Origin of the sequence: Comamonas sediminis (assembly GCF_041107495.1) — a bacterium.
Lineage (GTDB): Bacteria > Pseudomonadota > Gammaproteobacteria > Burkholderiales > Burkholderiaceae_C > Comamonas > Comamonas sediminis.
On sequence record NZ_JBGBDC010000011.1, the window covers coordinates 66914 to 93005 of the forward strand.

Here is a 26092-nt window from a genome sequence, read left to right on the forward strand (position 1 = left end):
CTGCCATGGGCCGCGTTGCGCGCATGGGGGGAGCCTTCGGAGCATGACGTCACCGCTCTTGAAGGAATTCCATGGACAAGGCCGATACGCTGGTCGCAGACCTGCTTGCATTCATCGCAATGGATGGCTGCACCGATGACCAGTTTGACCAGCTCGCGCTGCGTATTTTTGCCTACCAATACGCATCGAATACGCCGTTCCGCAGCTTTTGCCAGCGCCGTGGCGCCAGCCCGCGCACGGTCAAGACCTGGAGCGATATCCCGGCCGTGCCCATCGATGCTTTCAAGGCGCTGGAGCTGCGCAGCGAGCCGCCGTCGCAGGCCGAGCGTGTCTTCATGACCAGCGGCACCACCGGCCGCGCCGCACGGGGCCGGCATTTTCATCCGGGCTTGCAGGTGTATGACCTGTCGATGCAGCGGCACTTTGCCACCCGCTTCATGCAGGGCACGGCGCGCATGCCGATGGGCATCCTGTTCCCCGATGAAGTGGCCATGCCCAACTCCTCGCTGGCGCATTACCTGGCGCTGGCCAAGTCGAGCTTTGGCACCTCGGAGAGCCGCTATTTTCTGGGGCCGGAGGGCCTGGATATGGACGGGCTCTGCGCGGTGCTGGAAGCGGCCGAGCGCGCCGGCCAGCCCTATGCGCTGCTGGGCGCGAGCTTCAGCCTCGTGCATGTGATGGATGCGCTGCGCGCCCAGGGCCGCCGCTTTCAGCTGCCGGCGGGCAGCCGCATTTTGGACACCGGCGGCTACAAGGGCCAGTCGCGCGATCTGCCGTTGGCCGATTTTTATGCCGGCCTGACCGAGCTGCTGGGCGTGCCGCCCGCGCTGTGCATCAACATGTATGGCATGACCGAGCTGAGCACCCAGTTCTACGACAACGGCAATGCCCGCTTGCCCTCGGTCAAATCCGGGCCGCACTGGATTCGCTCACGCCTGGTCGAGCCCGTCAGCGGCCGCAGTGTGGCGCCGGGTGAGCGCGGCATTCTGGTGCACTGCGACCTGGCCAACTACAACGCGGTCAGCACCATCCTGACCGAGGATGTGGGCCAGTGGGCCGAGGGCGGCTTTTTGCTGCTGGGCCGGGCCGAAGGGGCTGCCGCCAAGGGCTGCTCGCTGGCCGTTGATGAGTTTGTGCAAGCGGCGCGCGCATGAGGGCGCCGCAAGCGCCTGAACGCGGGGCCGAGCGCCTACGGGCCGGCTACCTGCCCGGCCTGGATGACAACCAGCTGCGCTGGCAGGTGCTGGTGTTCGAGCGCGCGGGCGCCCACCTGGAGGTCGAGGTGCCGGTGCTCAGCGGCGCACAGATGCAGGCGCTGACCGCGCGGGTGCGTGCGGCCGCGCAGCGCCAGCTGCAGCCGATGCCGCTGGCCGAGATCGTCGCCGCCATTGACCGCGCGATGGCCCGCCTGCTGGACCCGGCCGACCCCTATCGCCGCCAGATCGATGCCTGCCTGCCGCTGGTCTGCGGATATGACGCGGCAATGGTGCGTCTGGGGCTCAACGGCCTGTTCAAGACCTTTCGGGCGCCCCAGCTGTGGCGCTTTGCTGGCGAGGATTTTGCCAACCCTGCTGTGCTCGATGGCTTTGTGCCCGCCGTCAAAGGCGGGGCGGTGCGCGCCTATGGCCCGGGCCTGCTGCTGCACAGCTGGGCCGGCAATGTGCCGGCGCTGTCGCTGTGGAGCCTGGTCTGCGGCCTGCTCGTCAAAGCGCCCAGCATCGGCAAGCTGGCCAGCGCCGAGCCGCTGTTTGCCGGCTGGTTTGCGCGCTTGCTGGCGGAGGTGCATCCCCCACTGGCCGGCTGCCTGGCGGTGGTCTGGTGGCCCGGCGGCACGCAGACGGGCGACAGCGCCGACGGTGCGCAAGTGCTATACGCCCAGGCCGATACCGTGATGGCCTATGGCAGCAACCAGACCCTGGCCGCGCTGCGCCAGCAGTTGCCGGTGACGACGCGATTTTTGCCCCATGGCCACAAGCTGGGTTTTGGCATGGTGGGTAAGGCGGCACTGGATGCCGTCAAAGCGCCGGCCCATGCGCGGCTGGCAGCTTGGGATGTGATGCGCTACGACCAGCAGGGCTGCTACTCACCCCATGTGTTCTATGTAGAGCGGGGCGCTACGGTAGCACCCCGCGCCTTTGCCGATTACCTGGCGGCCGAGCTCGCCAATCTGCAGCAGCGCTTTGCACGCCGGCCGCTGGATTTGGAAGAGGGCGCTGGCCTGGCCCGCTGGCAGCAGTCGCTGGAATGGCGCGCGCCCGCTGATGACGGCGCCACCCCGCAGCTGATTGGCCCCGCCGATGCGCCCTGGAGCGTGGCCTATAGCGACAGCCTGGAGCCACTGGCGCCCACCGCGCTGTACCGCAGCATTGTCGTGGTGGGGGTGGACAACCTGGACGACGTTGTGCCCTTGGTAGCAGCCCAGCGCGACTACCTGCAGACCGCAGGCCTGGCTGTGGGCCCCGAAGATTTGTACCGCCTCGCCAGCCTTCTGGGCGCTGCCGGCGTCACCCGCATCAGCGCCTTGGGCGCCATGGGCGTGCCCGAGGCCGGTTGGCACCACGATGGGCGCTTCAGCCTGCTCGACCTGGTGCGCATGACCGAGATTGACGCCGCTGCCGAGGGTGCTGCCCAGCCGCTGGCGCGCTACGCAGACTGAGGGCGGCGCAATGGCATGGATTGATATCGAACGCCTCAGCTTTGCCTACCCGGGCCAGGCCCCGGTTGTGGATGGCGTGAGCTGGCAGATGGCGCAAGGCGCCTTCCACTGCCTGCTGGGCCGCAGCGGCTGCGGCAAGACCAGCTTGCTGCAGCTGGTTGCTGGCCTGCTGCAGCCCCAGGCGGGCCGCATTGTGCGCGCCGGCGGCAGCCTGGCAGCACCCGGCCCGCAGTTGGGCGTAATGTTCCAGTCGCCCACGTTGCTGGACTGGTTGACGGTGCTGGACAATGTGCTGCTGCCGCTGTCGCTGCAGCGCAAGCCCACGGCGCAGGACCGTCACGCGGCCGAGCAGCTGCTGGCCCAACTGGGCCTGGCAGCGCTGGCCCGGCAGCAACCCGGCCAGCTGTCCGGCGGGCAGCAAAGCCGGGTGGCGCTGGCGCGGGCCTTGATGCGTGAGCCCGCCTTGCTGCTGCTCGACGAGCCCTTTGCCGCCCTCGACGCCATCACCCGCGCCGAGCTGCAGGATGAGCTGCTGCGCAGCTGCCGCGCGCGGGGCACCACGGTGCTCTTTGTCACGCATGACATCAACGAGGCCGTGTACCTGGGGGACCGGGTGGCGTTGATGCACGGCGGGCGCCTCGTCGCCGATATCGCCATTGATCTGCCGGCGCCGCGCACCCAGGCCATGCGCCATGGCCCGGCCTTCAACGCCTATGCGGCCCAGGTGCGCGCGGCGATGGACGGGGCCAGCGCATGAACCCCCTGTTGAAAGCCCGGCTGTGGGCCGCTGCGCTGCTGGTGCTGCTGCTGGCAGTATGGGAGGGCGCAGGGCGCCTGGGAGGTATCTCGGCGCTGGTGCTGCCGGTGCCGTCGGCGGTGCTGCAGGCCTTGTGGACGGGGCTCGCGTCGGGCTACTTCTGGCCGCACATGGCCGCCACCGTGCAGGCGGTGCTGCTGGGCCTGGCGGCGGGCGCGTCTTTTGGCTTGCTGGCCGGCATGGCCTTGGCCGAGTCGGTGTTGCTGGAGCGCGTGCTCCGGCCCTATGTGGTGGTCAGCCAGGTGGTGCCCAAGCTGGCGCTGGCGCCGCTGTTTGTGCTGTGGTTTGGTTTTGGCATGCTGCCGACGGTGCTGATCACGGCGCTGGTCTGCTTTTTCCCGCTGATGGAGAACACCTTGACGGGCCTGCGCCAGGTCGATGTGCAGCGCCTGCAGCTGTTTCGCATGCTGGGGGCCAGCCGGCTGCAGACGTTATTGCGGCTCAAGCTGCCGACGGGCTTGCCGGCCATTCTGGCGGGCCTGCGTGTGGCTGTGGTGCTGGCGCTCGTGGGTGCGGTAGTCGCAGAGTTCATGGGCGCCAGCCAAGGGCTGGGCGCGGTGGTGATTGCCGCCCAGGGAATGATGGACACCACGTTGATGTTTGCCGCACTGCTGCTGATCGCAGCACTGGGCCTGCTGCTGTACCAGGCCTGCCTGCTGCTGGAGCGCAGATTGCTGCGTGGCCATGCGGTCGCTGGCCCAGGCCGTTGATTTTTGATTTTTGCCCGATTGCTTCTGGATGGACCGCTTATGTCTGCACCTTTTCTGACCTCCTCCCTCTCGCGCCGCCGCTGGCTGGGCGCCTCTGCTGGCCTCTTGGGCCTGGGCCTGGCGGGCACAGGCATCACAGCGGGCGCTGCAACCCGGGTCAGCGGCAAGATCCGCCTGGCCGGCTGGAGCAAGCCGATCAGCGAAATCACCAACATCCTGGCCGAACCGGACAAGGGCTTCTTCAAGGCCCAGGGGGTGGACCTGACCTACCTGCCGGGTGCGGGTGGTGGTGACGCGATCCGCAATATCCTGAGCGGACAGGGCGATGTGGCCTTTACCGATCCGGGCTCGTTCTTCATGGCGCTGGACAAGGGCGAGAAGCTGGTCGCCATCTACGACATCTACCCGCAAAACGTGTTCAATGTCGTGTCGCTGCGCTCCAGCGGCATCCGTACACCGGCGGATTTGAAGGGCAAGACCATTGGCGTTTACAGCCTGGCCAGCGGCACGCGCCAGAACCTGCTGGTGATGCTGCACCAGGCGGGGCTCAAGGAATCGGACGTGCGCATTGTGGTCACCGGCCTTTTGAACTTTGCGCCGCTGATGCAAGGCCAGGTCGATGCGACGGCCGCCACCGACACCGGCCTGGCCGTGGGCCTGCGCAAGGGCATGGGCGAGGTGCATGTGATGCCCGTGCGCGACTACCTCAACATGTCGAGCGACATGTTTGTGGTGCGCCGGCAGACGCTGGAGCAGCAGCCGGCGTTGCTGCAGGCTTTCTTGCGCGGCTACCGCGACAGCGCGGCCTGGATGATCGCCAACCCCGAAGAGGCCGCCACCCTGGCCACCAAACGCGCGATCGATGGCACCCAGCGCGACATCAACCTCGATGTGATCGGGCTGCGCAATGCATCGGCCCAGCCCACTCTGCGGGTGCAAGGCAAGGCCGCGCCGCTGGGCAGCTTTGACCTGAACGCGCTGCAAAAGGGTGCCGATGCCTACCACGCGCTGGGTATGGTGCAACAGCCCATCCAGGTGGCCGATGTGGTGGACAGCCGTTGGCTGCCGGGGGCCTGAGATGCTGGACAGCAGTGCGTTGAACCTGCGCGGCAAGGTCGTGCTGGTAACAGGTGCCAGCCGGGGCATTGGCGCGGCCATTGCCCAGGCCTTTGCGCGCGAAGGCGCCACCGTGGCGGTGAACTACCTGGCCAATGAGGCTGCAGCGGCCCAGACCGTGGCCGCCTGCCAGGCCGCCGGCGGCGACGCCTGGGCCGTGCAGGCCGATGTGGGCAACCCGGCCGCGGTGGACGCGATGGCCCAGGCCATTGCGCAGGAGGCCGGGCCCATCGATGTCGTCGTGAACAATGCCTTGCGCCCCTATGCCTTTGACCCGGAGCGCCGCCGGCCGCTCGATGCCCTGGCCTGGAGCGACTACCAGGCGCAGTTCGATGCCGCCGTGGGCGGCGCCTTCCATGTCTGCCGCGCGGTGCTGCCGCAAATGCGCCAGCGCGCCCGGGGCAGCATCGTCAATATCACCAGCAATCTGGTGGAGCACCCTGTTGTCGCTTACCATGACTACAGCACGGCCAAGGCCTCGCTGGTGGGCTTCAGCCGCAACCTCGCCAGCGAGCTGGGGCCCTTTGGGATACGCGTCAATTGTGTCGCCCCGGGCCTCGTCTACCCCACCCAGGGCAGCGCGCAAACCCGCGAATCCTTCCGCGAATCGCTGATGGCCGCCACGCCGCTGCGCCGCCTGGCCAGCCCCGAGGATGTGGCCGGGCCGGTGCTGTTCCTGGCATCGGACCTGAGCCGGTTCATGACGGGGCAGGTGTTGCTGGTGGATGGGGGCTTGGTGATGCGCTGATGGCGCAACCGGGTCACCCTGGTGGAACGCGACTTTCTCTGGCATGCCACGCCATGGCGGCGAGGCACAATGTCGCACCCGTGTTGCTGGATGATGGCCTGCAATCTGCTCCCAGGCTCCGACACCCCAAAAAACCGCTAGACAAGGAAACCGATCACCATGGCCAGCCGCGCCCTGGTATGGATGCGCCGCGATTTGCGCTGCGACGACCATGCCGCTCTCTACCATGCCTTGCGCCGCTTCGAGCAGGTGTATTGCGTCTTCGTCTTTGACACCGACATCCTGGACCTGATGCCGACGCGTGAGGACAGGCGGGTGGACTTCATCCATGCCAGCGTGCAGGCGCTGGATGAGGACCTGCGCCAGCTGGCAGCGGGCAGCGGTACGCCCGGCGCGGGCTTGCTGGTGCGGCATGGCTCGGCTGCGCAAGAGGTGGTGCAGCTGGCACAGGCACTGGCCGTGCAAGAGGTGCTGACCAACCGCGACTACGAACCCGAGGCCATCGCCCGCGATGCGCGCGTGGCCGGTGATCTGCAGGCCGCCGGCATTGCGTTCAGCGATTACAAGGACCAGGTGCTGCTGGACCGCGATGAGGTGCTGACCCAGCAGGGCCATCCCTACAGCGTGTTCACCCCCTACAAGCGCGCCTGGCTGCAAAAGCTCGATGCCTTCCAGTGCCAGGCCTACCCGGTGGCGCGCTATGCCGGGCATCTGGCGGCATTGCCCCAGGGCGAAGCGATACCGTCGCTCGCCGATCTGGGTTTTGCGCCCAGCAATCTGGCATCGCTCAAGATACCTACCGGCAGCCGGGGCGCGCAGCAGCTGCTGCAGGATTTTTTGCCGCGCATGGCGGCCTACCAGGAGGCGCGGGATTTTCCGGCGGTCAAGGGCGTGTCGTACCTGTCGGTGCATCTGCGCTTTGGCACCGTGTCGATCCGCCAATTGGCCGCGCTGGCCGTGGCGCAGGCGCGCACCGGCTGCGAGGGCGCACAGACCTGGCTGTCGGAGCTGGCCTGGCGCGACTTCTACGCGATGATTCTCTGGCACCATCCGCAGGTGGTGACCCAGTCGTTCCGCCCCATCTACGACAAGGTGCAGTGGGACGATGCGCCCGAGCTGTGGCAGGCCTGGTGCGAGGCGCGCACCGGCTACCCGCTGGTGGACGCCGCGATGCGCCAGCTGCTGCAGACCGGCTACATGCACAACCGCCTGCGCATGGTGGTGGCCAGCTTTCTGACCAAGGACCTGGGCATTGACTGGCGCGCGGGCGAGCGCTTTTTTGCCCAGCACCTCAATGACTATGACCTGTCATCGAACAACGGCGGCTGGCAGTGGGCGGCCTCGACCGGCTGCGATGCCCAGCCCTGGTTCCGCATCTTCAACCCCATCACCCAGTCGGAGCGCTTCGACCCGGACGGCAAGTTCATCCGCCGCTACCTGCCCGAGCTGGCCAAGGTGCCGGACCGGTACATCCACTTCCCTGCGGCGATGAAGCCGCTGGAGCAGCAGGCCTGCGGTCTGCAACTGGGGCGCGACTACCCGCAACCGGTGGTGGACCACGGCCGGGCACGCGAGCGGACCTTGATGCGGTTTCACTTCATGAAGAATCCGGATTGACGGAGCAGCCTGGCTGCAACTGCGCTAACGCGCAGGGCCGCGCCGTCTCTTGATCAGCGCGGCGCAGTGACCCTGGCTACCGGAAGCCGCATCGCGATGCGCCGCTCCGGCGGCAGCCCATGCAAGGCCTCCGCGTCCAGGGTGTCTTGCAGGCGTGGCCCCGGCTGCGGCAGCTGCTCAAAGCCCCGTTTGGCATAGGCAGGCGCACACCACGCGAGGTCTGAGAAGGTCGTCAACGTCAGCGCGCTCAAACCCTGCGTGATCGCATGCCGGTAAGCACTGTCGATGAGCAGGGTGGCAATGCCTCTGCGCTGCCAGTCCGCGTGGACGGATAGCTCCCAGAGGTGAAGCTCGGTGCCGAAGATCTCGGTGCTGATGAAGCCGGTCAGAATGCCGTTATCGGCCTCGGCCACCCATACCGATTGCTGGAGGATGCGGCTTTCATGCTCAGCCTGCGCGATCAGGGGGCCATCTGCCAGCCAGGCCAGGTCAGCCGCACTGCCATACAGCTGTGCGGCAGACTTTTCAATGGCTGGCAAATCTGCAGCGTCTCTGAGGCGGGCAGGGCGGATCAACATACAGGGGCTCCAGATGCACACCGTGCTCTCTGGGGGAGAGGTCGGACGGCCTGGCATTGTAGTTCTGTCCTGAAGCGCTGTGGACCCAGAATGCGGAGCTGCCGAGCCGCATCCTGCGCGCCGCTCAGCATTTGCATGGGGTCATCACGACTGGCTCCGTGCAAGACCCCTCAAAAATCAATCAATCTTCAAACCAATCGCGCTGAACATCGCGCCATAGCGGTCCAGCTCGTCCTTGCTGCGCACGCCTAGCGTGGACAGGCGCCCGCCGGGCATCGGCATCGTTGAGCGCTTCTTGCAGAGCCCGATTCAGTTGGGCGAGGACCCCGGGGCTGGTTTTGGCGGGCGCTCGACGCTGGCCATGGCCAGGGGGCGTACTTAGGCTGATGTGATCAGCGGCGTGGCGCTGGTCTTCAGCAACCATCCGTTAGTCACTGTCGTGCTGGTTGCTCCCTAGGGACCCTCTGCAAAACTCCCTGCCGTGGTCTGAACGCGGCCTCGGGCGATCCGCGCTACTTCCTGGCGTTCTGCAACGCGATCAGCCTGCGGTATTTATCGAAGGTCTTGCTGACGTCGGTGGATGCTGCAGGCACATAGCGTTTGGGTTTGGCGCCTCCCAGTGCGATCAGGGGGCGCGTGGGCATCGTCAGCATCGGTGGGGTAGTGGGGGATGGCATGGTTGTCTCCGTCGATGGCCTTGATGTTGCGTGGCCCGCAGCGCAAAAAATGTCGGCGGTTGCCGCGAGTGACTGTCCCCAGCCGCGCCAGGTGAAACAAGCGGCCCTAGCTATGTTATGTTTCCACTAGTTTCAGGATGACTGCAAACGGCCGGATGGATGGCCGGAGGCACAGACCTGATTGTCATGGCGATGCGCCCGAAGAGGAGGCTCTATGAGATCCCGTGCAAAGTCTTTGTCGGAACTGCAGATCACCGTCGTCACACCTGACCAGAGCAAGCTGTTCAGGATGGCGTATCTGGCGGGCATCACCGATGCTGCGGCCATCTTCAACGTAGACAGTGCGCTGGCAGCCAGCGACGAGGCGGCAGCCCGGATCACGCAGGCGCTCGATGACGCGGTCGCCGCATTCGAAGAAGACTGCCTCTCGGTCGGGCCCGGCCATCTGGCGCAGGAATCCGATACCTGACTGACCTCCCGTGCCCTGCCAGCCCCGCACCACATGCGGGGCTTTTTTATTGCCTTCGCAGCTACCCTGTACCGCAACGGCCCTACATCTTCATCAGGCATCGTGGAGAGTACCTGTTGATAAACATACAATGAAACGGTCGTCACAAATTTCAATGCGCAATGGATTCCATCAAATGGTTGCTGCTGACTTATAAAGTCCCGGCCGAACCCACCGCCAAGCGGATGGCGCTATGGCGGCGCCTCAAGGCGCTCGGCGCGGTATACCTGCAAAACGGCGTATGTCTGTTGCCCAAGACCGACGACCATGTGCGCCGGCTCAAGGTGCTGGAGAATGACATCGCGGCCATGGATGGGGACTGTGTGCTGCTGGAAACGGTGGCGCTGGACCGCTTGCAGGAGGACAAGGTCATCACCCGCTTCAAGGCCGACCGGGATGACCAGTACCGCGAGCTGCTGGGCCGTTGCCAGGATTTCGAGGCCGAGATCGCCAAGGAAATCGCGATCGAGAAGTTCACCTATGCCGAGCTGGACGAAGAAGAGACCGATCTGAAAAAACTGCAGGCCTGGTACGAGAAGATCCGCAAGCTGGATTTCTACGATGCACCGTTGGCCGTGACAGCGGCCGAGCGGCTGCAGCACTGTGAAGCCTTGCTGGAGGCCTACGCCCAACGGGTGTATGACGCGCATGACGAAAACCGTTGAAACCCCCAAGCCCGCAGACGGCAGCGCATTGCCGCGCGGGGCGCGAGCGGTGCCGCGCAGCGTCTGGGCGCTGGGCTTTGTCTCGATGCTGATGGATATCTCGTCGGAAATGGTCCACGCGCTGCTGCCCATCTACATGGTGGCCGTGCTGGGCACCTCGGTGCTGGCGGTGGGGCTGATTGAAGGCATCGCCGAGGCGACGGCCTCGATCGTCAAGGTGTTCTCCGGCGCCATCAGTGACCGCTTTGGCAAGCGCAAGCTGCTGGCCGTGCTGGGCTATGGCCTGGGCGCGCTGACCAAGCCGGTGTTTCCGCTGGCCGGCGGCCTGGAATGGCTGGTGGGCGCGCGTTTTGTGGATCGCGTGGGCAAAGGCATACGCGGCGCGCCACGCGATGCGCTGGTGGCCGATGTGACGCCGCCGCATCTGCGTGGCACCGCATACGGTCTGCGCCAGACCCTGGACACCATCGGCGCCTTCACCGGTCCCTTGCTGGCCATTGGCCTGATGTGGTGGACGGCTGACAACTACCAGCAGGTGTTCTGGCTGGCGGTGTTACCCGCATTTGCGGCGGTGGCCGTGCTGGTATTTTTTGTGAAGGAGCCTGCCGCGCCGGTCGCCCCCAGACCCCGCCAGTGGCCACTGTGCAAGCGCGAACTGCTGCGCCTGCCCAGCGCCTATTGGGTGGTGGTGGGACTGGGTCTGGTGTTCACGCTGGCACGCTTCAGCGAGGCGTTTCTGATCTTGCGTGCACAGTCGGCCGGTCTGCCGCCGATGTGGGCGCCTGCGGTGCTCGTCGTGATGGGCATCGCCTATGCGCTGTCCGCGTATCCAGCGGGGGTGTTGTCGGACCGCCGCCCCCGGCAGGATGTGCTGCTCGCGGGCCTGGGGCTGTTGATGGCTGCCGATCTGGTGCTGGCTTTTGTACCGGGACTGTTAGGTCTGGGGCTGGGCGTGGCGCTATGGGGCCTGCATATGGGGTTCAGCCAGGGCTTGCTCAACGCGATGGTGGCCGACAGCGCGCCCGCTGAACTGCGGGGCACCGCCTTTGGCATTTTCCATTTGCTCACCGGTGTGGCGCTGCTGCTGGCCAGCGTGATTGCCGGCGTGCTCTGGGATACCCTCGGCTACCGGGGCACCTTTGTCTGTGGTGCAGGTTTTGCACTGCTGGCAGCGCTGGGCTTGCTGCTGCAACGCCGGCGCGCTGGGGCGTGATGAGGTATGAAGCCAGTGCGCACAGGGCGCAGGCCTAGCTGGTAGAACCAGGTTGCACGTCGGCTTCTGTACCTAAACATGCGTGGCCCTCATGACCACCGCAGACAGCTTTGGTCTGCTGGCTCCTGTGATGGTCTGATTTTCCACGCAGCAACGCCGCGCCAGGCATGCCTGACGCGGCGTATGCATCAGCGCGTAGCGCTTCAGCCCTGGTTGGTCTGCTTGTAAGACCGGTTGGCACGCTCCCACGCTGCCTTCACGGCAGGCTCTGCCTGGGTCCAACCCAGGCGGCTCTCAGCGCGCTCGGCTTCCCAACGGCGTTCCCAATCGCTGCGTGCATCGTTCCAATCGACAATGCCGTCGCGCACCGATTGGTAGCCCGCCCGGTAGGCGGGGGCATAGTCATCGTAGGTATAGCCCTGCGCAAAATAGGGCTCGCGCTGGTAGGCATCGGCCCAGTAGGCGTCTTCTGCCGTAGGGTTCACCGCTTCTGCAGCACCCTTGCCCGCCAAGCCGCCAATCACGGCGCCGACCACACCGCCGACGGCGGTGCCAATTGGCCCGGCGACCGAGCCGGCTGCTGCGCCGGTAACGGCGCCACCAGCGGCACCGATGCCCGTGCCAATCGGATGCGCACCTGGCTCATCGGTGATCGGATCGGGGTTCAGGTTGTTGTTGGGGTCCTGGGGATGGGTCATGTCGTGCTCCTGAGTGGGTATACCGATTGATTGGGCGGATCCCGCATCGGGGCTGGTATCCGTCCTCGCCACTCCATAGTGCAGCGCAGCCCGGGCGCACACCGTAGGACAAGCGCAGCAGCACCAGTACGACGGACCTGCGCAGCCCTGTCAACGCTGCCTTGCAGGCTGTCGCCTGGGACCACAGCAGCGCAGGGCGTTTGCCTGACAGACGGAAATGGCGGCGCTGCGCACACTGGAGCTGGCGCAGCGGCGTGCACTTTGCATGCGCACCGGCATGCACGCACTGCCACAAATCTTCCTCAACGATGACCCAGAAACCGATGCCATGATCCGATTGCAGTTCTCTTTGGAGCTTGCCTACACGGTACTGACTCCGAGCGCCGACTTCTTCTTCAACTTTCATCCCGCCTTCACCGCGCACCAGACCGTGGCGCATGAACGGCTGACCGTCAACCAAAGCGGTGCCACCTGGGCGCTGCAGCAGGACGCAGCCGGCCAGCGCAGCATGCGGCTGCAGGCCCAGACCGGTCCGCTTCAAGTCAACTACGAAGCAACGGTGGAGATGCGCCACTACAGCGATGACCCTGCGCAGATTGCCGAGGTTCCTGTCTACCAGTTGCCGCTGGAGGTGTTGCACTACATCTACCCCAGCCGCTACTGCCAGTCTGACCGCCTTGCAGGCTTTGCCTACGACCTGTTCGGAAATCTGGCTCCCGGCTATGCGCGCGCCCAAGCCGTGTGTGACTGGGTGCAGCGGCATGTGAAGTTCCGCTCCAACAGCTCATGTGGCACGACCTCGGCGATGGACACCCTGGTCGATTGTGTGGGCGTCTGCCGCGATTTTGCGCACCTGATGATCGCGCTGTGCCGTGCCATCAACCTGCCAGCCCGTTTTGTGACCGGTACCGACTATGGCGCCGATCCGAAGCTGGGGCCTCCGGACTTTCATGCCTATGTCGAGGTCTACCTGGGTGGCCGTTGGTACCTGTTTGACCCCTCGGGCACGGCCATCCCGATGGGCATGATGCGGCTGGCCACCGGGCGCGACGCAGCCGACGCTGCGTTTGCAACGATCTTCGGCGGCGTCACCAGCGAGCCGCCGCGCATCGAGGTGGTAGCCGAGCAGGACGGCGCGCAATGGCAGATGCCGGTGCATACCAGCCAGGGGCTGTCGACTGCGCAGGTGTGATGCCTTGCAGACACGCGCCACTCAGTGGGTGCTCAAGCCCACTGAGGGCCCACGCTTGTTGGCATGTAAGCCGACGCTCATTGACAGCGGCTACTTCACGCAGTAGGGCCTTAGCGCCAGTCAGCATCAAAAAGGGGGCGAATTTCAACACTGGGCGTCCAGGTTCTACGCGCTCACAAGCTTTTTTGCTTCGGATGGCGCGAGTCTGGTCACCCATTTGTATGAATTAAACAACTCCCATCTACATGGGAGACACATTTTAGGTATCCAAGGGTAAACGAATTGTTAATTCTGTGACAATTCTTGCGCAAATCTTACCCTTTGGAAATCCATGAACTTGTTTGAAGAGTTGTTTAAGCGATGGGCTGCTGCCAAACGCGCTGTTGCAGTAGCCATGTTCGCACTGATTGCGGCGTTACCGGGCATCGCATTGGCTCAAGAGGTGCTCTACCTCACACCGGATAAAGCCACTCCGGATAACTTCAACATCCTGACCTTTACCGCTGGAGGTTTGACCAACCGCTTCGGCAAGGCTGGCGAAGGTTGGGTAGATGGCCGGGGTTGGCTGTCACAGGAGGCCCCGTTGAATCCCACTATCTTTGACGGCAAGAAGCTGGTAGTGGTAACGACGGTATTTGAGCCGCTGAACGTCAACCAGATTGAAGTGCTGAAAACGGCGATGACAACACGCCCCGAAACCGCGTTTGTCATCTTCTCCGATGGCTGCTGCGCGGTCAGTGGCAATCTGACGCCGATCGTGAAAATTCTCAACGATGCCACCCAATGGGGTATCAGCCTCCCTGCGACACAGGTGGGCGGCAAGGTCGCGGCACCCCTCAATACTGCCTCTCCGTACCAGGGCAGCTTCAGCAGCCTGAACCCCTTGCAGGGCGCGGCGTATCTGACCATCAGCAATGTGCCGACCCCTAACGCGCTGTACCTGCCGCAAGGCACTGCCGTTCCGGTGGTTGCAGCGCGTACCTCCGCCTATGGTTTCTTTGTGCCGAAATCGGCGATGAACGGGGGGAGCTGCACCTTCCTGACTGCAGATGCCTCGCCTTTTGGTACCGATAGCGACACCACCCAGGCCCGCTCCAACGAGATCATCAGTGCGTTCGCCAAGGCGGCATTGGATGAAGATGGTGCTTGCAATCAGGCGGTGCCCGATGTGGATCTGGCTGTCAGCTTCACCGGCCCTGCTGCGCTGGCCGCCACGCCCCAAACCTATACCTTGCAAGTAAAGAACTTGGGCAACACCGCCAGCACCGCGCAGGCGATGGCCACCGTGACGCTACCCGTGGGCTACACCGCCCAGCCATTGCCAAACGGCTGCACCAGCCTGGCGGCGCCGCAAAATGGGTTTGCATGCACGGTCCCGCCACTGGCCGCATTGACAGGGCAGATCAGCTACAGCATCGATGTGGTACGTGCCACCGGTGCTGCGCCGGCCACGGGCACGGCGTTTGTCAACCCTGTCGTGAACGGCGAGACGGTGACGGCGAACAACACGTCCACGTTGCTGTTCACCACCGCTGCCGATGTGCGCATCGACCTGGCTGGCCTGCCTGCTTCCGGCAAGCAGGGTGATGCCTACAGCGGCAGCTTCCAATGCACAAACAGCGGCACAGCAGCGATGGCCAATGCCGTCTGCACCGTTACCGGCCTGCCTGCGGGTGTGCAGATCGCCGCATGTTCGAGCAACGGCGCCGCCTGGACGTCTCCCGCTACGATTCCTGAAGGTCAGACTGTTGTCTGCCAGGTCAGCGGTACCGCTATGCAGGAGAGCGTTTTCCCGGTCCAGGGCACTGGTGGCAGCAGCACGGCGGCTACCGATGTGACCATCGCCGCGCCAACGCCAGACCCTGTTCCGACACCTGTACCTGAGCCAACGCCGCAACCGGTTCCTGAGCCTGAACCCGTCCCAGAACCTGGCGCCGCCATCCCTGTGCCATCGCTGTCGCAGTGGGGCCAATGGCTGCTGAGCGGTCTGCTGGTAGCGCTGGGCTTGGTGGTGGTGCGCCGCAAGCATGGTCAGCGCTGATGGGTGAGTGATAGCTGCGGTGCGGGCCTGGGTTGCACGGTGGCAGGGCGTTGTGGGCTGGTTCCCATGCCCCAAGCCTCGGTGTTCAGTCCCTGCGCTGAGTGCTGCCAGCAGTTACGAGTCGCGTCTCCAGGGACGACTGCTTGCTTGATAGGGCGCAGAGCTTTGTGATTTACGCAGCGTCTGCGCTCAACCAAAAAAATGCCGCCCCTGTGGGGGCGGCTTTGCATTCAAGAAGAAAGCCGATCCTGAAAATCAGGGTGTTCATGCAAGTCAAGAGAGGGAGGGAGGGTACGCATGAACTCGGCGAAACCGATGCTCAAATTCTAGGGCGGCCACCGGTATTTGCCTGTTAAACGCGATGCGCAATAGTCAGCAATTGACAAAAAAAGAGCCCGCATGGTGCGGGCTCCAAGGTTGTTTTCCTTTTCTTGTACTTCTACCTCCCTCCAGAGGAATCGAGATCATATGCCGAAACTATGACAGCTTTTTTGTCATAAATTCAACAAATGTCAGCTTTTCGAAAGCTTATGGATTTCTAGAAGAAATCCCATGGCATTATGCAAAATGCTATCAACATATACATAACGCGAGTATTTCAATATCCCGTGAGGTACCTTGTTTAATGCACCCATTGCCGCTGTGCACATCAAGAAGGCAGCCCTGCTATTTGTGTCAATAGTTACTGGGTGTGGAGATTGCTAGCACGCACACTGCGCAACTGATTGTTGGCAGTGCAATATTATGTACTAATTTTGACGGTGCTCACGGGCACACGGCCGGGCGTGTAAGTGATTCAGGGTAAGCGATAGTGCTTGGGGATTCGGCCATGACAAGCGCGAGGCTTGGGATAAGGCCAGACCTGTGTACCAGGGCTGGCGGTCAAGACGGGGCGCTGGGCCGGTTTTGTGCTTTTAGGCCTCCGCACAACTCCCTGCGCTGGCCTGAAGGTGGTCTTGGGCGATCCGCCGGGTGATCCATCCCGGCAATACGGCGTCTCATCCCAATCCGCGCCGAACCCAACGGGCCTGGATGCTGCAGAGGATGTTCAGGCGACCGGTTTGCGGCCTACCGTGCGCATGAGCTCGGCCACGCGCTGCAGATACTGGTCGAAGACCTGGTTCGCAGCGGCTTGGCTGTCGATGGGCTGCGCGACCGTGCGGCCTTCGGCCTCCAGCCGGGCGCGGATGTCCGGGCTGAGCAGCGCGGCACCAATGGCGTTGCGCAGGATGCTGACCCGCTCGGCGGGGCAGCCTTGCTTGACAAAGTAGCCACCGCTGATCGTGTATGCAAAGTCTGGCACCAGCTGGCTTTGGCTGATCAGTGGAACAGGGGCCAGCGGGGCGGGCAGCTCTTTGGAAAAGCTGGTCACGATCTTGAGCCGGCCCTGCGCCTGCATCGCATCAAAGCTGGTCTGGTAGGGCAGGATGGCCAGGTCCACCTCGCCACCGGCTACGCCCTGCAGCGCCGGGGCACCGCCCTTATAGGGCACATGCAGCAAGCTTGCACCCACGCGTGCGGCCAGCGCCTCGCCCATCAGGTGGTAGATGGAATCTATGCCGACGGTGGCATAGGTGAGTGGCTTGGCGCTGCTTTGCTTGGCCAGTGCAATCACCTTGTCCAGCGAATCGGCCTGCAGGCCGTTGCGGGCCAGCAGCACGATATGCGCTTCGCTGATCGGCGCGACCAGGCTGAAATCCTTGGGCGTATAGCGGGCCGAGGGGTTGAGCATCGGCGCCAGAAACACCTCGTTGATCGAGCCATGGAAGAAGGTATAGCCATCGGCCTGCGCGCTCAGCACCTTGTTGGCACCGATCAGGCCCGTGCCGCCGCCGTAGTTCTCGACGACGACCTGCTGCTTGAGGCTTTTGCCAATCGATTCACCAAAGATGCGGGCGGCGGTATCGCTGGCGCCGCCAGCGGGGTAGGGCACGACCAGCGACAGCGGCTTCGTCGGGTAGGCATCGGCGGCCCAGGCCTGTGGCGTGGCAAGCCAGGGGGCGCCCGTCAGCAGGCTGGCGTATTGGAGAAACTGGCGGCGATGGGTGGCGGTCATGGTGCTCTCGCTCGGTGGGTTTATTGCAGATAGCTCTGTGCCAGGCTGGCCCAGAATGCCGCGCCGATGGGCAGGGCCTTGTCGTTGAAGTCATACAGCGGGTTGTGCACCATGCAGCCGCCGTCCTGCCCCAGGCCATTGCCCAGCCGCACATAGGCCCCGGGGCGGTGCTCCAGCATGTAGGCAAAGTCTTCGCTGCCCATCACCGGGCCCCGGGTCACCACGTTGTCGGCGCCCAGCAGTTTGGCGGCCACTTCGCGGGCACGCTCGGTTTGCGCGGCATGGTTGACCAGCACCGGGTACTTGCGCTCGTACAGCAGATCGGCCTGGAGCTGGTAGCTCTGGGCCTGGGCGCCGACAAAGTCGCGCAGCCGGGTTTCGATCTGGTTGCGCACCTCGGGGTTGAGCGCGCGGATACCGATCTTGATCGTCGCGCTCTCGGGCACGATGTTGTAGGTGGCACCGGCCTGGATGGAGCCGACGGTGATGACGGCCGACTTGAGCGCATCGACCTCGCGGCTGACCAGCGACTGCAGGCCCAGCACGATGCTGGCGGCGGCCTGCATCACATCGATGCCATGGTGGGGCATGGCGCCATGGGCGGAGCGGCCGGTCAAGGTGACGGTGGCACGGTCGAACGAGGCCATCGCGGGCCCGGTGATCATGCCGATCTGGCCCACCGGCAGGCCCGGTGTGTTGTGCAGCGCATAGATTTCATCGCAGGGAAACTGCTCGAACAGGCCGTCATCGACCATGCGCAAGGCGCCGCCTTCGTTCTCTTCGGCTGGCTGAAAAATCAGGTTCAAGGTGCCGTTGTAGTCCACCGATTCGGCCAGGTAGCGCGCCGCGCACAGCAGGATGGCGGTGTGGCCATCGTGGCCGCAGGCGTGCATCTTGCCGCTCAGGGTGCTGGCATAGGGCAGGCCGGTTTTCTCCTGGATCGGCAGCGCATCCATGTCGGCGCGAATGCCGATGCTGCGGCTGCCCTGGCCTTTTTTGAGGCGGCCCACGACGCCGGTGCTGCCCAGGCCCCGGTGCACTTCATAGCCCCAGGACTGCAGGCGCTCGGCCACCAGATCGCTGGTGCGCAGCTCTTCAAAAGCCAGCTCCGGGAAAGCATGGATCTGGTGGCGGATGCCGACAAACTCAGGCGCAAGGGCCTGTACGGCAGATAGCAAGGCAGGGTTGAGAGGTGCGTTCATGGTGGGGCCGTCAAAAAAAAGTCAAACCATTATCGAAAGCGCTATCCGTCGCGTCCATGACAACGCAAGCAATCAAACGTTGCAAGAATCGCAACAATGGGTGGAGGCGAGCAATGTTGAACCTGGGTATGGACGATGTGCTGGACCGCAAGCGGGCGCTGTGCCTGCTGCAGATCATGGAAACCGGCTCGGTGCGCGGCGCCGCTGATGTGCTGGCGGTGGACCCGTCGATGGTCAGCCGCACGGTGGCCCGGCTGGAGCAGGACACCGGCCTGGTGCTGCTCGAGCGCCGTGGCCGGGGCGTGGTGGTGACCGATGCCGGCCGCATGCTGGCCCTGTTTGCCCGCCGCCAGCAGGACCTGCACGACACCTTTGTTGCCGAGGTCAACAGCCTCAAGAACGCGCAATCAGGCCATCTGGACCTGGTGCTGGGCGAGGGCACCCTGGACATGGTGATGGCGCCGGTGCTGCAGGATTTTGTCAAAGCCCATGGCGATGTGCGCTACCACGTCAAGGTCGCCGGCACCGAAGAGGCCGTGCAGTGCATTCTGGAGGACCGGGCACATATCGGCATCGTGTTCCAGCCGCCGGCCGATGCGCGCCTGCGCTCCCACCATGCCCGGCTGGCGCCCGTGCGGGTGCATGTGCGCAAGGGCCATCCGCTGGCCAGCCACAGCGGGCCGTTGAGCCTGGCCGATCTGGCGCCTTACCCGGGGGCGGCGCTCGAGGAATCCTTTGGCGTGCGCAAGCACATCCAGGCCGCCGAGCTGGAGGAGAACGTCCGGCTGCAACCCATGCTGACCACCAACTCCTTCAAGGTGCTGTGGGATTTTGCGGTGATGGGCCTGGGCTACATCATGACGCCGCGCTCCATCCCGCTGCAGGGTGTGGCGCTGGACACCTTGGTGTCGCTGCCGCTGGCCAGCCCGGTGCTCAACCACAGCCAGCTGCATGTGGTCACCCGCAGCGGCCGGCCGCTGTCGCCGGTGGCGTCGCAACTGCTGCGGCATATGGTGGGGGTGTTTTCAGCGGCTTAAGGGGCCTGGGTCTTGGTGCTGCGTCCTGTCCCCAACCTGGCGCCTTCGCTTACCCCGGCCGCCGGGCCAGCAGTGCCCACACCCCTGCTGCCGACAGCAAACTGCCACCGGCAATATGGAACCGGCGCAAAGCTGTTGGCGAGGACAGGAGCTTGCGCGCAGACGACGCAAAGACGGCATACAGCGTGGCATTCAGGGTGGCCATCGCGACAAAGGTGAGGGCCAGAATCCAGAGCTGCTGGTGGGCGGGCGCGCCTGCGCTGATGAACTGCGGCAGGAAGGCCACAAAAAAGACGATGCCCTTGGGGTTGAGTGCGGTGACCAGGTAGGTATTGGCAAACAGCTTCCAGCGCGCGCTGGAGACGGGTGCGGCAGCCAGCTTGGACGGCGAGATGCCTGCGCGCAGCATCTTGATGCCGAGGTAGATGAGGTATAGGCCGCCTGCCCATTTGACGACGGTGAACCAGAAGGCCGAAGCCGCCAGCAGCGCACCCAGCCCCAGCAGCGACACCACCAGCGCCGTCGAATCACCCAGCGCCACCGCCGCAACCAGCGGCACATTGGCGCGGCGCCCTTGCGCCAAGGAATAGCTGATCACCGTGAGAATCGTTGGCCCCGGGATGATGAGCAGCACGGCGGATGCGGCGACAAAGGTTAACCAGAGTTCGATGGGCATGGGGGCTCCTGTGGGCGGGGGATCCGAGGCGATGGCGCTGACTAGCTGGCACGGCCACGGTGCATGGTAAGGCGGATCGCAGCTGGCCGCTGTCGGTCACGCGTCTCAGCGGACCGGACCCGCCATCCGCTACCAGCTATCGAGTGCCGGCGTGCCCTGGTGGTAGCGCAGCTGCCAACGGCCATCCGTCAGCAACCAGATCGACGAGCGCAAGGTGTGCTTGCTGCGAGCGCCTTGCACATCGCGCAGGGCGCTGCGGTAGGTCAGCAGCGCCACGCCGGGCGCCAGCGCGGTGGCGGCATAGCCGTCCGCCACGATCGCGTCAGCGGCCGATTCGGCGCGCAGCGCTTCCACCACCGTTTCTCGCGTGTAGCGCTGGCCGGATCGGCCCGTCTCCTCAAAGGCCGGGTGCAGCAGTTGCAACACGCGCTCGGGCTGGTGGCGGATATCAGCAAGGTGGAGCTGGGCTTCCAGTTGGGAAAGCTGCTGCGTCAGGGTGGGGTCCATGCTGGGGTGTGCTGGGTGAAGGCTTAGATCCTAGCAGGCGCGCAATGCAAAGCCTCTAGCCAAACGTAAACGCATATCCCTGCGCCCCCGCATCCAGAAACTCGATCTCCAGCGTGCGCTGCTTCACCGGGCCCTGCTGGCGTACCAGCTGGTACAGCCGCGTGGCATCGACCTGGCCGTAGCCCTGGGCATCGACATCGCTGCCGTGGTGGATGCCTGGGGGCTGGCCGTCGATGGTCAGGCGAAAGCGCAGCGGGCCGGCACCGGCGGCGCCCAGCACCAGGTTGGCATCGCGGGCTTCGAAGCGCAGGGCCAGGCGGCCGCCGGCGCTATTGGCTTGTACCCACTCGGGCTTCAAGGTCCAGTTGCCCTGCAAGGTCCAGGTGTTGAGGCGCAGTGACGCTGGCTGGTAGTCGGCTGCCTTGTCGGGGGCGGGGCGGCCTGCCAAGCGCAGGCTGCCGCCCTTGTCGTAGCCCAGGTACAGCTCAGGGCTGCGCAGGCTGGCGGTGTCGGCGGCCATGCCCAGGCCTCCGGTGTCGGGGACCGTGTTCGCAGTAGACGCAGGTGCCGTTGCTGCCGATGGCGCCTGGGCTTCGCGCAGCAGCTCGTTCAGCGCGCGCTCGGTCGCTGCATAGCCGCCTTCGCCAAACTGGTGGTGGCGCACCCGCCCTTGCGCGTCGACCAGGTAGAGGGCCGGCCAGTACTGGTTGTTGAAGGCGCGCCAGATGCGGAACCCGTTGTCCTGCACGACGGGGTAGCTGATCTTGAGCTGCTGCAAGGCCTTCTCGACATTGCTGCGGTCCTTCTCGAAGGCGAACTCAGGCGCATGCACCCCCACCACCACCAGGCCGCGATCGGCATACTTTTGCGCCCAGGCATTGACATAGGGCAGGGTGCGCAGGCAGTTGACGCAGGAGTAGGTCCAGAAATTGACCAGCACCACCTTGCCGCGCAGCGCGGGGATGGACTGAGGCGCAGCATTCAGCCATTGGGTGCCGCCGTCCAGGCTGGGGCGGGTCGATTCGACCGGAAGGGGGCTGGTGTAAGGGGCGCCGTTGCCCAACTGTGCTGCGGTATTGCCCGCCAACTCGGCCGCTTGGGCCGAGGGCAGGGCCGCTTGCAGCAGGCTGCTTTCCAGCCCATTGCTGCCCAAACCGCTCAATGCGCCCGATTGTGCGAGCAGGCGGCTGTCCAGTCCGGTGGCCACGGCCAGCACGGCGGCCAGCATCGCGGCGCCTGCGGCACGCCGGCCGCGCTCGCCCGGCAGCCAATGGGACCGCAGGCGTGCCATGGTGCCGGCGCTGATGCGCAGTGCCGCCCACAAGGCCAGGCCGGCACCGGCCGCATAGCTCAGCAGCAGCAAACTGGTGGCGGTGCCGGGCCCCGCCAATGCGGCACCCGACAGCAGCAGGCCCAGCACCGGGCCGGCGCAGGGCGACCAGATCAGACCGGTGGCCACGCCCAGCAGCACGGAATGCAGCCAGCGCTGCTGAGGGTGCTGGGCGGCCAGCTTTTCTCCGATCTGCACCAGTGGCCGGCTCCACCAGGCGGCCAGGCCCGGCAACAGCAGCGATGCTGCAAAAACGCCCAGGCCCAGCAGCGCCAGGCCCCGGCCCCACTGGCTCAACTGCACCGCCCAGGCACTGGCGGCAGCGGCCAGCGATGCGGCGGCCGCAAAGGCCAGCGCCATGCCGATCAGCAGCGGCAGGCTGCCGTGGCGGCTGGGCTGGCCCTGGCGTGCAAAGACAAAGGGCAGAACGGGCAGGATGCAGGGGCTCAGCACGCTGAGCACCCCGGCGGCAAAGGCAACTAGGTACAGGGCCATGGCAGCTCCTTGGATGGCTGGTTAAGGACGGGCTTACAAGCGGGTGACGTCGATGACGGCCTGGGCAAAGGCGGCAGGCGCCTCTTGGGGCAGGTTGTGGCCAATGCCGCCCTCCAGGTTGCGGTGCTGGTAGGGGCCGCTGAACTTGGCGGCATAGGCAGCAGGCGCGGGGTGCGGCGCGCCGTTGGCATCCCCCTCCATCGTGATGCTGGGCACGGCAATGCGCGGCGCGCTGGCCAGCCGGGCCTCCAGCGCATCAAAGCGCGATTCGCCCTGTGCCAGCGCAATGCGCCAGCGGTAGTTGTGCACCACGATGGCAGCATGGTCGGGGTTGTCAAAGGCCTGGGCGCTGCGCTGGTAGGTGGCATCGTCAAACTGCCATTGGGGTGAGGCCTGCTGCCAGATAAAGTGGTTGAACGCTGCGGGGTTGGCGGCATAGCCGTCGCGGCCCCGGTCGGTGGCCAGGTAGGACTGGTACCACCAGGCGTATTCGGCAGCAGGCGCCTGGGGCTTGGCATTGGCTTGGGGGTTGCCGATCAGGTAGCCGCTCACGGACACCAGGCCGCTGACCCGCTCGGGCCAGATTGCCGCCATGATGCAGGCGGTGCGCGCGCCCCAGTCAAAGGCGCCCAGCACCGCCTGGCGCACGCCCAGCGCATCCATCAGCGCAATGATGTCCTGCGCAACTGCGCCTTGCTGGCCATTGCGTGCTGTGCTGGCCGACAGAAAACGCGTGCCGCCGTAGCCGCGCAAGTAGGGCACGATGACGCGGTAGCCCGCTGCCGCCAGGCGCGGCGCCACATCGACAAAGGCATGGATGTCATAAGGCCAGCCGTGCAGCAGGATGGCGACGGGGCCGTTGGCGGGGCCCGCTTCGGCGTATTCCACCCGCAGGTCGCCGGCATCGATCTGCTTGAGCGGGCCAAAGCTGGTGGTGGCACCTGCCGGGCTGGCGGCGCGTGCGCTGCTGGCCAGCAAGCTGCCCATGGGCGCCAAGGCCAGGCCCAGGGCGGCATTGCCCAAAAAGCTGCGGCGGGAGGAGGTGGTGATCGGGTTCATGGAGGGCCTTTGCTGGGTGAAGGGGGGTGGGGTGCTCGGTGCCGAAACTCGTTTGTCTTGGCTGTTAGCTAGTAGACCGCCGCCATGTATGTGGCATGTGTCATGCGCACCCCCCAAATGCATGGCCGTGTAGCACGCGGCGCGGGCAGATACACAGCTATACAAAGCCGTGATTGCGGAGCCCGGAAACGGCACCGCCACCTGAAAGGTGGCGGTGTCGGGTGTGATGGGTGTTGCTGCTGCTTGGCAGCGTTAAGCGCGGGGCACGCGTTTGCGTAGCGGCGTACTGCTGCTGGCCAAGGGGCAGGGCCGGCCTGCGGGCGAGGCGATCTCAGCAGCCGCACAGCCCAGCAAGAACATGCAGGCATATAGCCATTTGCGAACACTAAACATCCTGGGCCTCCACCTGGCTGGCAAACACATAGCCCTCGCTGCGCACCGTCTTGATATAGCGCGGCTCGCGGGCATCGTCGTTCAGGCATTTGCGCAGGCGGCTGATCATCAGGTCGATCGAGCGCTCAAACAGCTCGGCCTCGCGCCCCTGGGTGATGGACAGGATCTGGTCGCGGCTGAGCACTTTTTGCGGGTGGTCCACCAGCACGCGCAGCAGCCGGTATTCGGCGCCGCTCAGCGACACCATCACGCCATCGTGGTCCAGCAGCACGCGCTCTACGGTATCGAGCCGCCATTCGCCAAAGGCCAGAAACCGCGCCTCCTCGCTGCTGCGCATATTGGGCGGCAGCATGCGCGTGCGCCGCAGTACCGATTTGATGCGCGCCAGCAGCTCGCGCGCGGCAAAGGGCTTGGGCATATAGTCATCGGCGCCCATCTCCAGGCCCAGCACCCGGTCGGTCTCATCGCCGCGTGCCGTCAGCATAATGATGGGCGTGGTCTTGAACTTGCCGGCGCGCAGGTCACGGCACAGGGTGAGCCCGTCTTCGCCGGGCAGCATCAGGTCCAGGATGACCAGGTCAAACGGGCCGGCGATCTCCAGCAGCTGCCGCATATGCCGGCCCGTCGGTGCGGTGGTCACACGCAGGCCATTTTTTTGCAGGTAGGCGCTGACCAGGTCGCGGATATCCCGGTCGTCATCCACCAAAAGGATGTGGTCGCTGGCAGGGGAGGTGCTTGTCATGGCAGAAGGTGTCGGTGGGTCAGTGGGTGTCAGCGGGTGGCCGGCAACTGCAGGCTGGCGCGCAGGCCGCCTTCGGGGCGGTTGTGCAGGCTCAAGGTGCCGCCCAGCGACAGGCTCAGCTGGTGGGCTATGGCCAGGCCCAGGCCGGAGCCGCCGGTGTCGCGGTTGCGGGAGGCCTCGACCCGGTAAAAGGGCTGCAGCACGGCTGCGAGCTGCTCCTCGGGGATGCCCGGGCCGGCATCGCAGACATCGATGCACAAATGGCCCGCTTGCAGGCGCAGATGCACTTCGGCGCGCTGGCCGTATTTCAAGGCGTTGTCGATCAGATTGCCCAGAACGCGGCGCAGCGCATGGGGGCGGGTGCGGATGGGCTGGCCTGCAGCGCCCTCCATCGTCACCGGGCTGCCGGTGTCGGCATAGTCGTTGACGATGCTGCGCAGCAGCGCATCCATGTCCAGGCGCCGCACTTTTTCGTCGGAGCCTTGCAGGGTCTTGGCATAGTTCAGCCCTTCCTGCACCAGGCTGCGCATGGCTTCGAGGTCCTGGCGAAACTTGTCGGCATCGGGCATATCGTCCACCAGGTCCACCCGCAGCCGCATGCGCGTGATGGGGGTCTGCAGATCGTGCGAGATGGCCGCGAGGATTTGCATGCGCTCGTTCAGGTAGCCGGCAATGCGCCGCTGCATCGCGTTGAAGGCGCGCGCGGCGCGCACCACCTCGGCGGGGCCGGCCTCGGCCACCACAGTGGGCTGCAGGTCCGGTCCCAACTGGTCGGCCGCCGTTGCCAGCCTCTCCAAAGGCCGGGTGACCAGGCGCACCGCCAGCCAGGCCAGGCCTGCCAGTACCAGCAGCTGGCCCAGCAGCAACCAGGTGACCCAGCCCGAGACGGGCATCGGCACGCGGCGCGCCACGATGTACAGCGGTGCGCCGTCGCTTAGCCGCAGCTGCATGCGCACGGCATCGGCGCGGTCGCCCAGCTGGCCCATCGCCAGCACCGGAAAGGGCTGCAAGGCATCGGCCACCACCTGCGCAAAGCGGGCCAGGGCCGGGTCGGTGGGCGCAGCATTGCTGACCGCGCCCTCCAGAGAAAAACTGTAATTGGGCCGCTCGAGCTTGGGGAACCAGTCCTGGCGCTCGCGGGCCGGCAGCCGGTCGATCAGCGCGACCGAGCTGGCGATATCGCGCTCGACCCCGCTGATCATCAGCCGCATCAGCGCCTGCTCACGTTCATGGCGAATGGCCATATAGGTCAGCAGCTGCGCCACCCCCATGCCCAGCACCACCAGTAAGGCGACGCGCGCCAGCAGGGTGGAAGGGACAAGCCGTTGAAGAATGCTGCGCATGGAGGTCAAGCCGGGT

At 65.2% G+C, this 26092-nt stretch carries 24 protein-coding genes; 13 read left to right on the forward strand and 11 right to left on the reverse strand.

Annotation, left to right across the window (positions count from 1 at the left end; genetic code table 11):
* Positions 1-71 precede the first annotated feature (71 nt).
* From AB7A72_RS21825 to AB7A72_RS21855, 7 genes are all read left to right on the forward strand, one after another.
* Positions 72-1154 carry a LuxE/PaaK family acyltransferase gene (locus AB7A72_RS21825; RefSeq protein WP_369461147.1) on the forward strand — a complete coding sequence of 361 codons (1083 nt, stop codon included), beginning with the start codon at positions 72-74 and terminating at the stop codon, positions 1152-1154.
* Positions 1151-2656: an acyl-CoA reductase gene (locus AB7A72_RS21830; protein WP_369461148.1), complete on the forward strand. Its 1506-nt coding sequence runs from the start codon at positions 1151-1153 to the stop codon at positions 2654-2656. Before AB7A72_RS21825 ends, AB7A72_RS21830 begins: the two co-directional genes overlap by 4 nt.
* Before the next feature lie 10 nt (positions 2657-2666).
* A complete protein-coding gene (locus AB7A72_RS21835) occupies positions 2667-3413 on the forward strand; it encodes an ABC transporter ATP-binding protein (protein ID WP_369461149.1) in 747 nt (248 codons plus the stop codon).
* Entirely contained in the window at positions 3410-4183 is a 774-nt protein-coding gene (locus tag AB7A72_RS21840) for an ABC transporter permease (protein ID WP_369461150.1), read from the forward strand. Before AB7A72_RS21835 ends, AB7A72_RS21840 begins: the two co-directional genes overlap by 4 nt.
* A 39-nt stretch (positions 4184-4222) precedes the next feature.
* Positions 4223-5260 carry an ABC transporter substrate-binding protein gene (locus AB7A72_RS21845; RefSeq protein ID WP_369461151.1) on the forward strand — a complete coding sequence of 346 codons (1038 nt, stop codon included), beginning with the start codon at positions 4223-4225 and terminating at the stop codon, positions 5258-5260.
* Between the two features lies 1 nt (position 5261).
* Positions 5262-6047 (forward strand): SDR family oxidoreductase, encoded by a 786-nt coding sequence (locus AB7A72_RS21850; RefSeq protein ID WP_369461152.1) that lies wholly within the window; start codon positions 5262-5264, stop codon positions 6045-6047.
* A gap of 159 nt (positions 6048-6206) precedes the next feature.
* On the forward strand, positions 6207-7664 hold the full coding sequence (locus tag AB7A72_RS21855; protein WP_369461153.1) for a cryptochrome/photolyase family protein: 1458 nt from the start codon (positions 6207-6209) through the stop codon (positions 7662-7664).
* Positions 7665-7717: 53 nt separating this feature from the next.
* Here AB7A72_RS21855 and AB7A72_RS21860 read toward each other — a convergent pair whose 3' ends face one another.
* Both AB7A72_RS21860 and AB7A72_RS21865 read right to left on the reverse strand, forming a co-directional pair.
* Complete coding sequence (locus tag AB7A72_RS21860) at positions 7718-8242, reverse strand: GNAT family N-acetyltransferase (protein ID WP_312835030.1); 525 nt, start codon at positions 8240-8242, stop codon at positions 7718-7720.
* A gap of 512 nt (positions 8243-8754) precedes the next feature.
* Positions 8755-8919, reverse strand: a complete 165-nt coding sequence (locus tag AB7A72_RS21865; RefSeq protein WP_369461154.1) for a hypothetical protein — start codon at positions 8917-8919, stop codon at positions 8755-8757.
* Positions 8920-9133: 214 nt separating this feature from the next.
* On the opposite strand from AB7A72_RS21865, the gene AB7A72_RS21870 reads away from it, so the two are divergent.
* The 3 genes from AB7A72_RS21870 to AB7A72_RS21880 all read left to right on the forward strand — a co-directional run bounded on the left by AB7A72_RS21870 (position 9134) and on the right by AB7A72_RS21880 (position 11305).
* Positions 9134-9388, forward strand: a complete 255-nt coding sequence (locus AB7A72_RS21870) for a hypothetical protein (RefSeq protein ID WP_369461155.1) — start codon at positions 9134-9136, stop codon at positions 9386-9388.
* A 161-nt stretch (positions 9389-9549) separates the two neighbouring features.
* Entirely contained in the window at positions 9550-10092 is a 543-nt protein-coding gene (locus tag AB7A72_RS21875; protein WP_239812316.1) for a Chromate resistance protein ChrB, read from the forward strand.
* On the forward strand, positions 10076-11305 hold the full coding sequence (locus AB7A72_RS21880) for an MFS transporter (RefSeq protein ID WP_369461156.1): 1230 nt from the start codon (positions 10076-10078) through the stop codon (positions 11303-11305). Before AB7A72_RS21875 ends, AB7A72_RS21880 begins: the two co-directional genes overlap by 17 nt.
* A gap of 203 nt (positions 11306-11508) precedes the next feature.
* Here the strand turns inward: AB7A72_RS21880 and AB7A72_RS21885 are convergent, their stop codons facing one another.
* Positions 11509-12003, reverse strand: a complete 495-nt coding sequence (locus AB7A72_RS21885) for a hypothetical protein (RefSeq protein ID WP_239812314.1) — start codon at positions 12001-12003, stop codon at positions 11509-11511.
* Between the two features lie 328 nt (positions 12004-12331).
* Between AB7A72_RS21885 and AB7A72_RS21890 the strand changes: the two genes are divergently transcribed.
* Both AB7A72_RS21890 and AB7A72_RS21895 read left to right on the forward strand, forming a co-directional pair.
* On the forward strand, positions 12332-13195 hold the full coding sequence (locus tag AB7A72_RS21890; protein ID WP_312530206.1) for a transglutaminase-like domain-containing protein: 864 nt from the start codon (positions 12332-12334) through the stop codon (positions 13193-13195).
* A gap of 394 nt (positions 13196-13589) precedes the next feature.
* A complete protein-coding gene (locus tag AB7A72_RS21895; protein ID WP_369461157.1) occupies positions 13590-15236 on the forward strand; it encodes an IPTL-CTERM sorting domain-containing protein in 1647 nt (548 codons plus the stop codon).
* A gap of 1048 nt (positions 15237-16284) precedes the next feature.
* Here AB7A72_RS21895 and AB7A72_RS21900 read toward each other — a convergent pair.
* Positions 16285-17292, reverse strand: a complete 1008-nt coding sequence (locus tag AB7A72_RS21900; protein ID WP_369461158.1) for a Bug family tripartite tricarboxylate transporter substrate binding protein — start codon at positions 17290-17292, stop codon at positions 16285-16287.
* A gap of 20 nt (positions 17293-17312) precedes the next feature.
* A complete protein-coding gene (locus AB7A72_RS21905; RefSeq protein WP_312409307.1) occupies positions 17313-18494 on the reverse strand; it encodes a M20 aminoacylase family protein in 1182 nt (393 codons plus the stop codon).
* A 128-nt stretch (positions 18495-18622) separates the two neighbouring features.
* Here AB7A72_RS21905 and AB7A72_RS21910 point away from each other — a divergent pair, with 128 nt between their 5' ends.
* Positions 18623-19531, forward strand: coding sequence for a LysR family transcriptional regulator (locus AB7A72_RS21910; protein WP_369461209.1), 909 nt, complete (start codon positions 18623-18625; stop codon positions 19529-19531).
* A gap of 49 nt (positions 19532-19580) precedes the next feature.
* Here the strand turns inward: AB7A72_RS21910 and AB7A72_RS21915 are convergent, their stop codons facing one another.
* The 6 genes from AB7A72_RS21915 to AB7A72_RS21940 form a co-directional block, all read right to left on the reverse strand.
* Positions 19581-20207 carry a LysE family translocator gene (locus AB7A72_RS21915; protein ID WP_369461159.1) on the reverse strand — a complete coding sequence of 209 codons (627 nt, stop codon included), beginning with the start codon at positions 20205-20207 and terminating at the stop codon, positions 19581-19583.
* A gap of 129 nt (positions 20208-20336) precedes the next feature.
* A complete protein-coding gene (locus AB7A72_RS21920; RefSeq protein ID WP_369461160.1) occupies positions 20337-20714 on the reverse strand; it encodes a nuclear transport factor 2 family protein in 378 nt (125 codons plus the stop codon).
* A 55-nt stretch (positions 20715-20769) separates the two neighbouring features.
* A complete protein-coding gene (locus AB7A72_RS21925) occupies positions 20770-22539 on the reverse strand; it encodes a cytochrome c biogenesis protein DipZ (protein ID WP_369461161.1) in 1770 nt (589 codons plus the stop codon).
* A 33-nt stretch (positions 22540-22572) separates the two neighbouring features.
* Positions 22573-23598, reverse strand: a complete 1026-nt coding sequence (locus tag AB7A72_RS21930; RefSeq protein WP_369461162.1) for an alpha/beta fold hydrolase — start codon at positions 23596-23598, stop codon at positions 22573-22575.
* 385 nt (positions 23599-23983) lie between these two features.
* The gene (locus AB7A72_RS21935; RefSeq protein WP_369461163.1) at positions 23984-24733 is read right to left on the reverse strand and encodes a response regulator; all 750 of its coding nucleotides are present in this window, start codon (positions 24731-24733) and stop codon (positions 23984-23986) included.
* Between the two features lie 29 nt (positions 24734-24762).
* On the reverse strand, positions 24763-26076 hold the full coding sequence (locus tag AB7A72_RS21940) for an ATP-binding protein (protein WP_369461164.1): 1314 nt from the start codon (positions 26074-26076) through the stop codon (positions 24763-24765).
* Positions 26077-26092 lie beyond the last annotated feature (16 nt).

Excerpts from the sequence above, each read along its gene's own strand:
- AB7A72_RS21825 (WP_369461147.1), top strand. The coding sequence starts at position 72 with ATGGACAAGGCCGATACGCTGGTCGCAGACCTGCTTGCATTCATCGCA.
- AB7A72_RS21830 (WP_369461148.1), top strand. The coding sequence starts at position 1,151 with ATGAGGGCGCCGCAAGCGCCTGAACGCGGGGCCGAGCGCCTACGGGCC.
- AB7A72_RS21835 (WP_369461149.1), top strand. The coding sequence starts at position 2,667 with ATGGCATGGATTGATATCGAACGCCTCAGCTTTGCCTACCCGGGCCAG.
- AB7A72_RS21840 (WP_369461150.1), top strand. The coding sequence starts at position 3,410 with ATGAACCCCCTGTTGAAAGCCCGGCTGTGGGCCGCTGCGCTGCTGGTG.
- AB7A72_RS21845 (WP_369461151.1), top strand. The coding sequence starts at position 4,223 with ATGTCTGCACCTTTTCTGACCTCCTCCCTCTCGCGCCGCCGCTGGCTG.
- AB7A72_RS21850 (WP_369461152.1), top strand. The coding sequence starts at position 5,262 with ATGCTGGACAGCAGTGCGTTGAACCTGCGCGGCAAGGTCGTGCTGGTA.
- AB7A72_RS21855 (WP_369461153.1), top strand. The coding sequence starts at position 6,207 with ATGGCCAGCCGCGCCCTGGTATGGATGCGCCGCGATTTGCGCTGCGAC.
- AB7A72_RS21860 (WP_312835030.1), bottom strand. The coding sequence starts at position 8,242 with ATGTTGATCCGCCCTGCCCGCCTCAGAGACGCTGCAGATTTGCCAGCC.
- AB7A72_RS21865 (WP_369461154.1), bottom strand. The coding sequence starts at position 8,919 with ATGCCATCCCCCACTACCCCACCGATGCTGACGATGCCCACGCGCCCC.
- AB7A72_RS21870 (WP_369461155.1), top strand. The coding sequence starts at position 9,134 with ATGAGATCCCGTGCAAAGTCTTTGTCGGAACTGCAGATCACCGTCGTC.
- AB7A72_RS21875 (WP_239812316.1), top strand. The coding sequence starts at position 9,550 with ATGGATTCCATCAAATGGTTGCTGCTGACTTATAAAGTCCCGGCCGAA.
- AB7A72_RS21880 (WP_369461156.1), top strand. The coding sequence starts at position 10,076 with ATGACGAAAACCGTTGAAACCCCCAAGCCCGCAGACGGCAGCGCATTG.
- AB7A72_RS21885 (WP_239812314.1), bottom strand. The coding sequence starts at position 12,003 with ATGACCCATCCCCAGGACCCCAACAACAACCTGAACCCCGATCCGATC.
- AB7A72_RS21890 (WP_312530206.1), top strand. The coding sequence starts at position 12,332 with ATGATCCGATTGCAGTTCTCTTTGGAGCTTGCCTACACGGTACTGACT.
- AB7A72_RS21895 (WP_369461157.1), top strand. The coding sequence starts at position 13,590 with ATGTTCGCACTGATTGCGGCGTTACCGGGCATCGCATTGGCTCAAGAG.
- AB7A72_RS21900 (WP_369461158.1), bottom strand. The coding sequence starts at position 17,292 with ATGACCGCCACCCATCGCCGCCAGTTTCTCCAATACGCCAGCCTGCTG.
- AB7A72_RS21905 (WP_312409307.1), bottom strand. The coding sequence starts at position 18,494 with ATGAACGCACCTCTCAACCCTGCCTTGCTATCTGCCGTACAGGCCCTT.
- AB7A72_RS21910 (WP_369461209.1), top strand. The coding sequence starts at position 18,623 with ATGGACGATGTGCTGGACCGCAAGCGGGCGCTGTGCCTGCTGCAGATC.
- AB7A72_RS21915 (WP_369461159.1), bottom strand. The coding sequence starts at position 20,207 with ATGCCCATCGAACTCTGGTTAACCTTTGTCGCCGCATCCGCCGTGCTG.
- AB7A72_RS21920 (WP_369461160.1), bottom strand. The coding sequence starts at position 20,714 with ATGGACCCCACCCTGACGCAGCAGCTTTCCCAACTGGAAGCCCAGCTC.
- AB7A72_RS21925 (WP_369461161.1), bottom strand. The coding sequence starts at position 22,539 with ATGGCCCTGTACCTAGTTGCCTTTGCCGCCGGGGTGCTCAGCGTGCTG.
- AB7A72_RS21930 (WP_369461162.1), bottom strand. The coding sequence starts at position 23,598 with ATGAACCCGATCACCACCTCCTCCCGCCGCAGCTTTTTGGGCAATGCC.
- AB7A72_RS21935 (WP_369461163.1), bottom strand. The coding sequence starts at position 24,733 with ATGACAAGCACCTCCCCTGCCAGCGACCACATCCTTTTGGTGGATGAC.
- AB7A72_RS21940 (WP_369461164.1), bottom strand. The coding sequence starts at position 26,076 with ATGCGCAGCATTCTTCAACGGCTTGTCCCTTCCACCCTGCTGGCGCGC.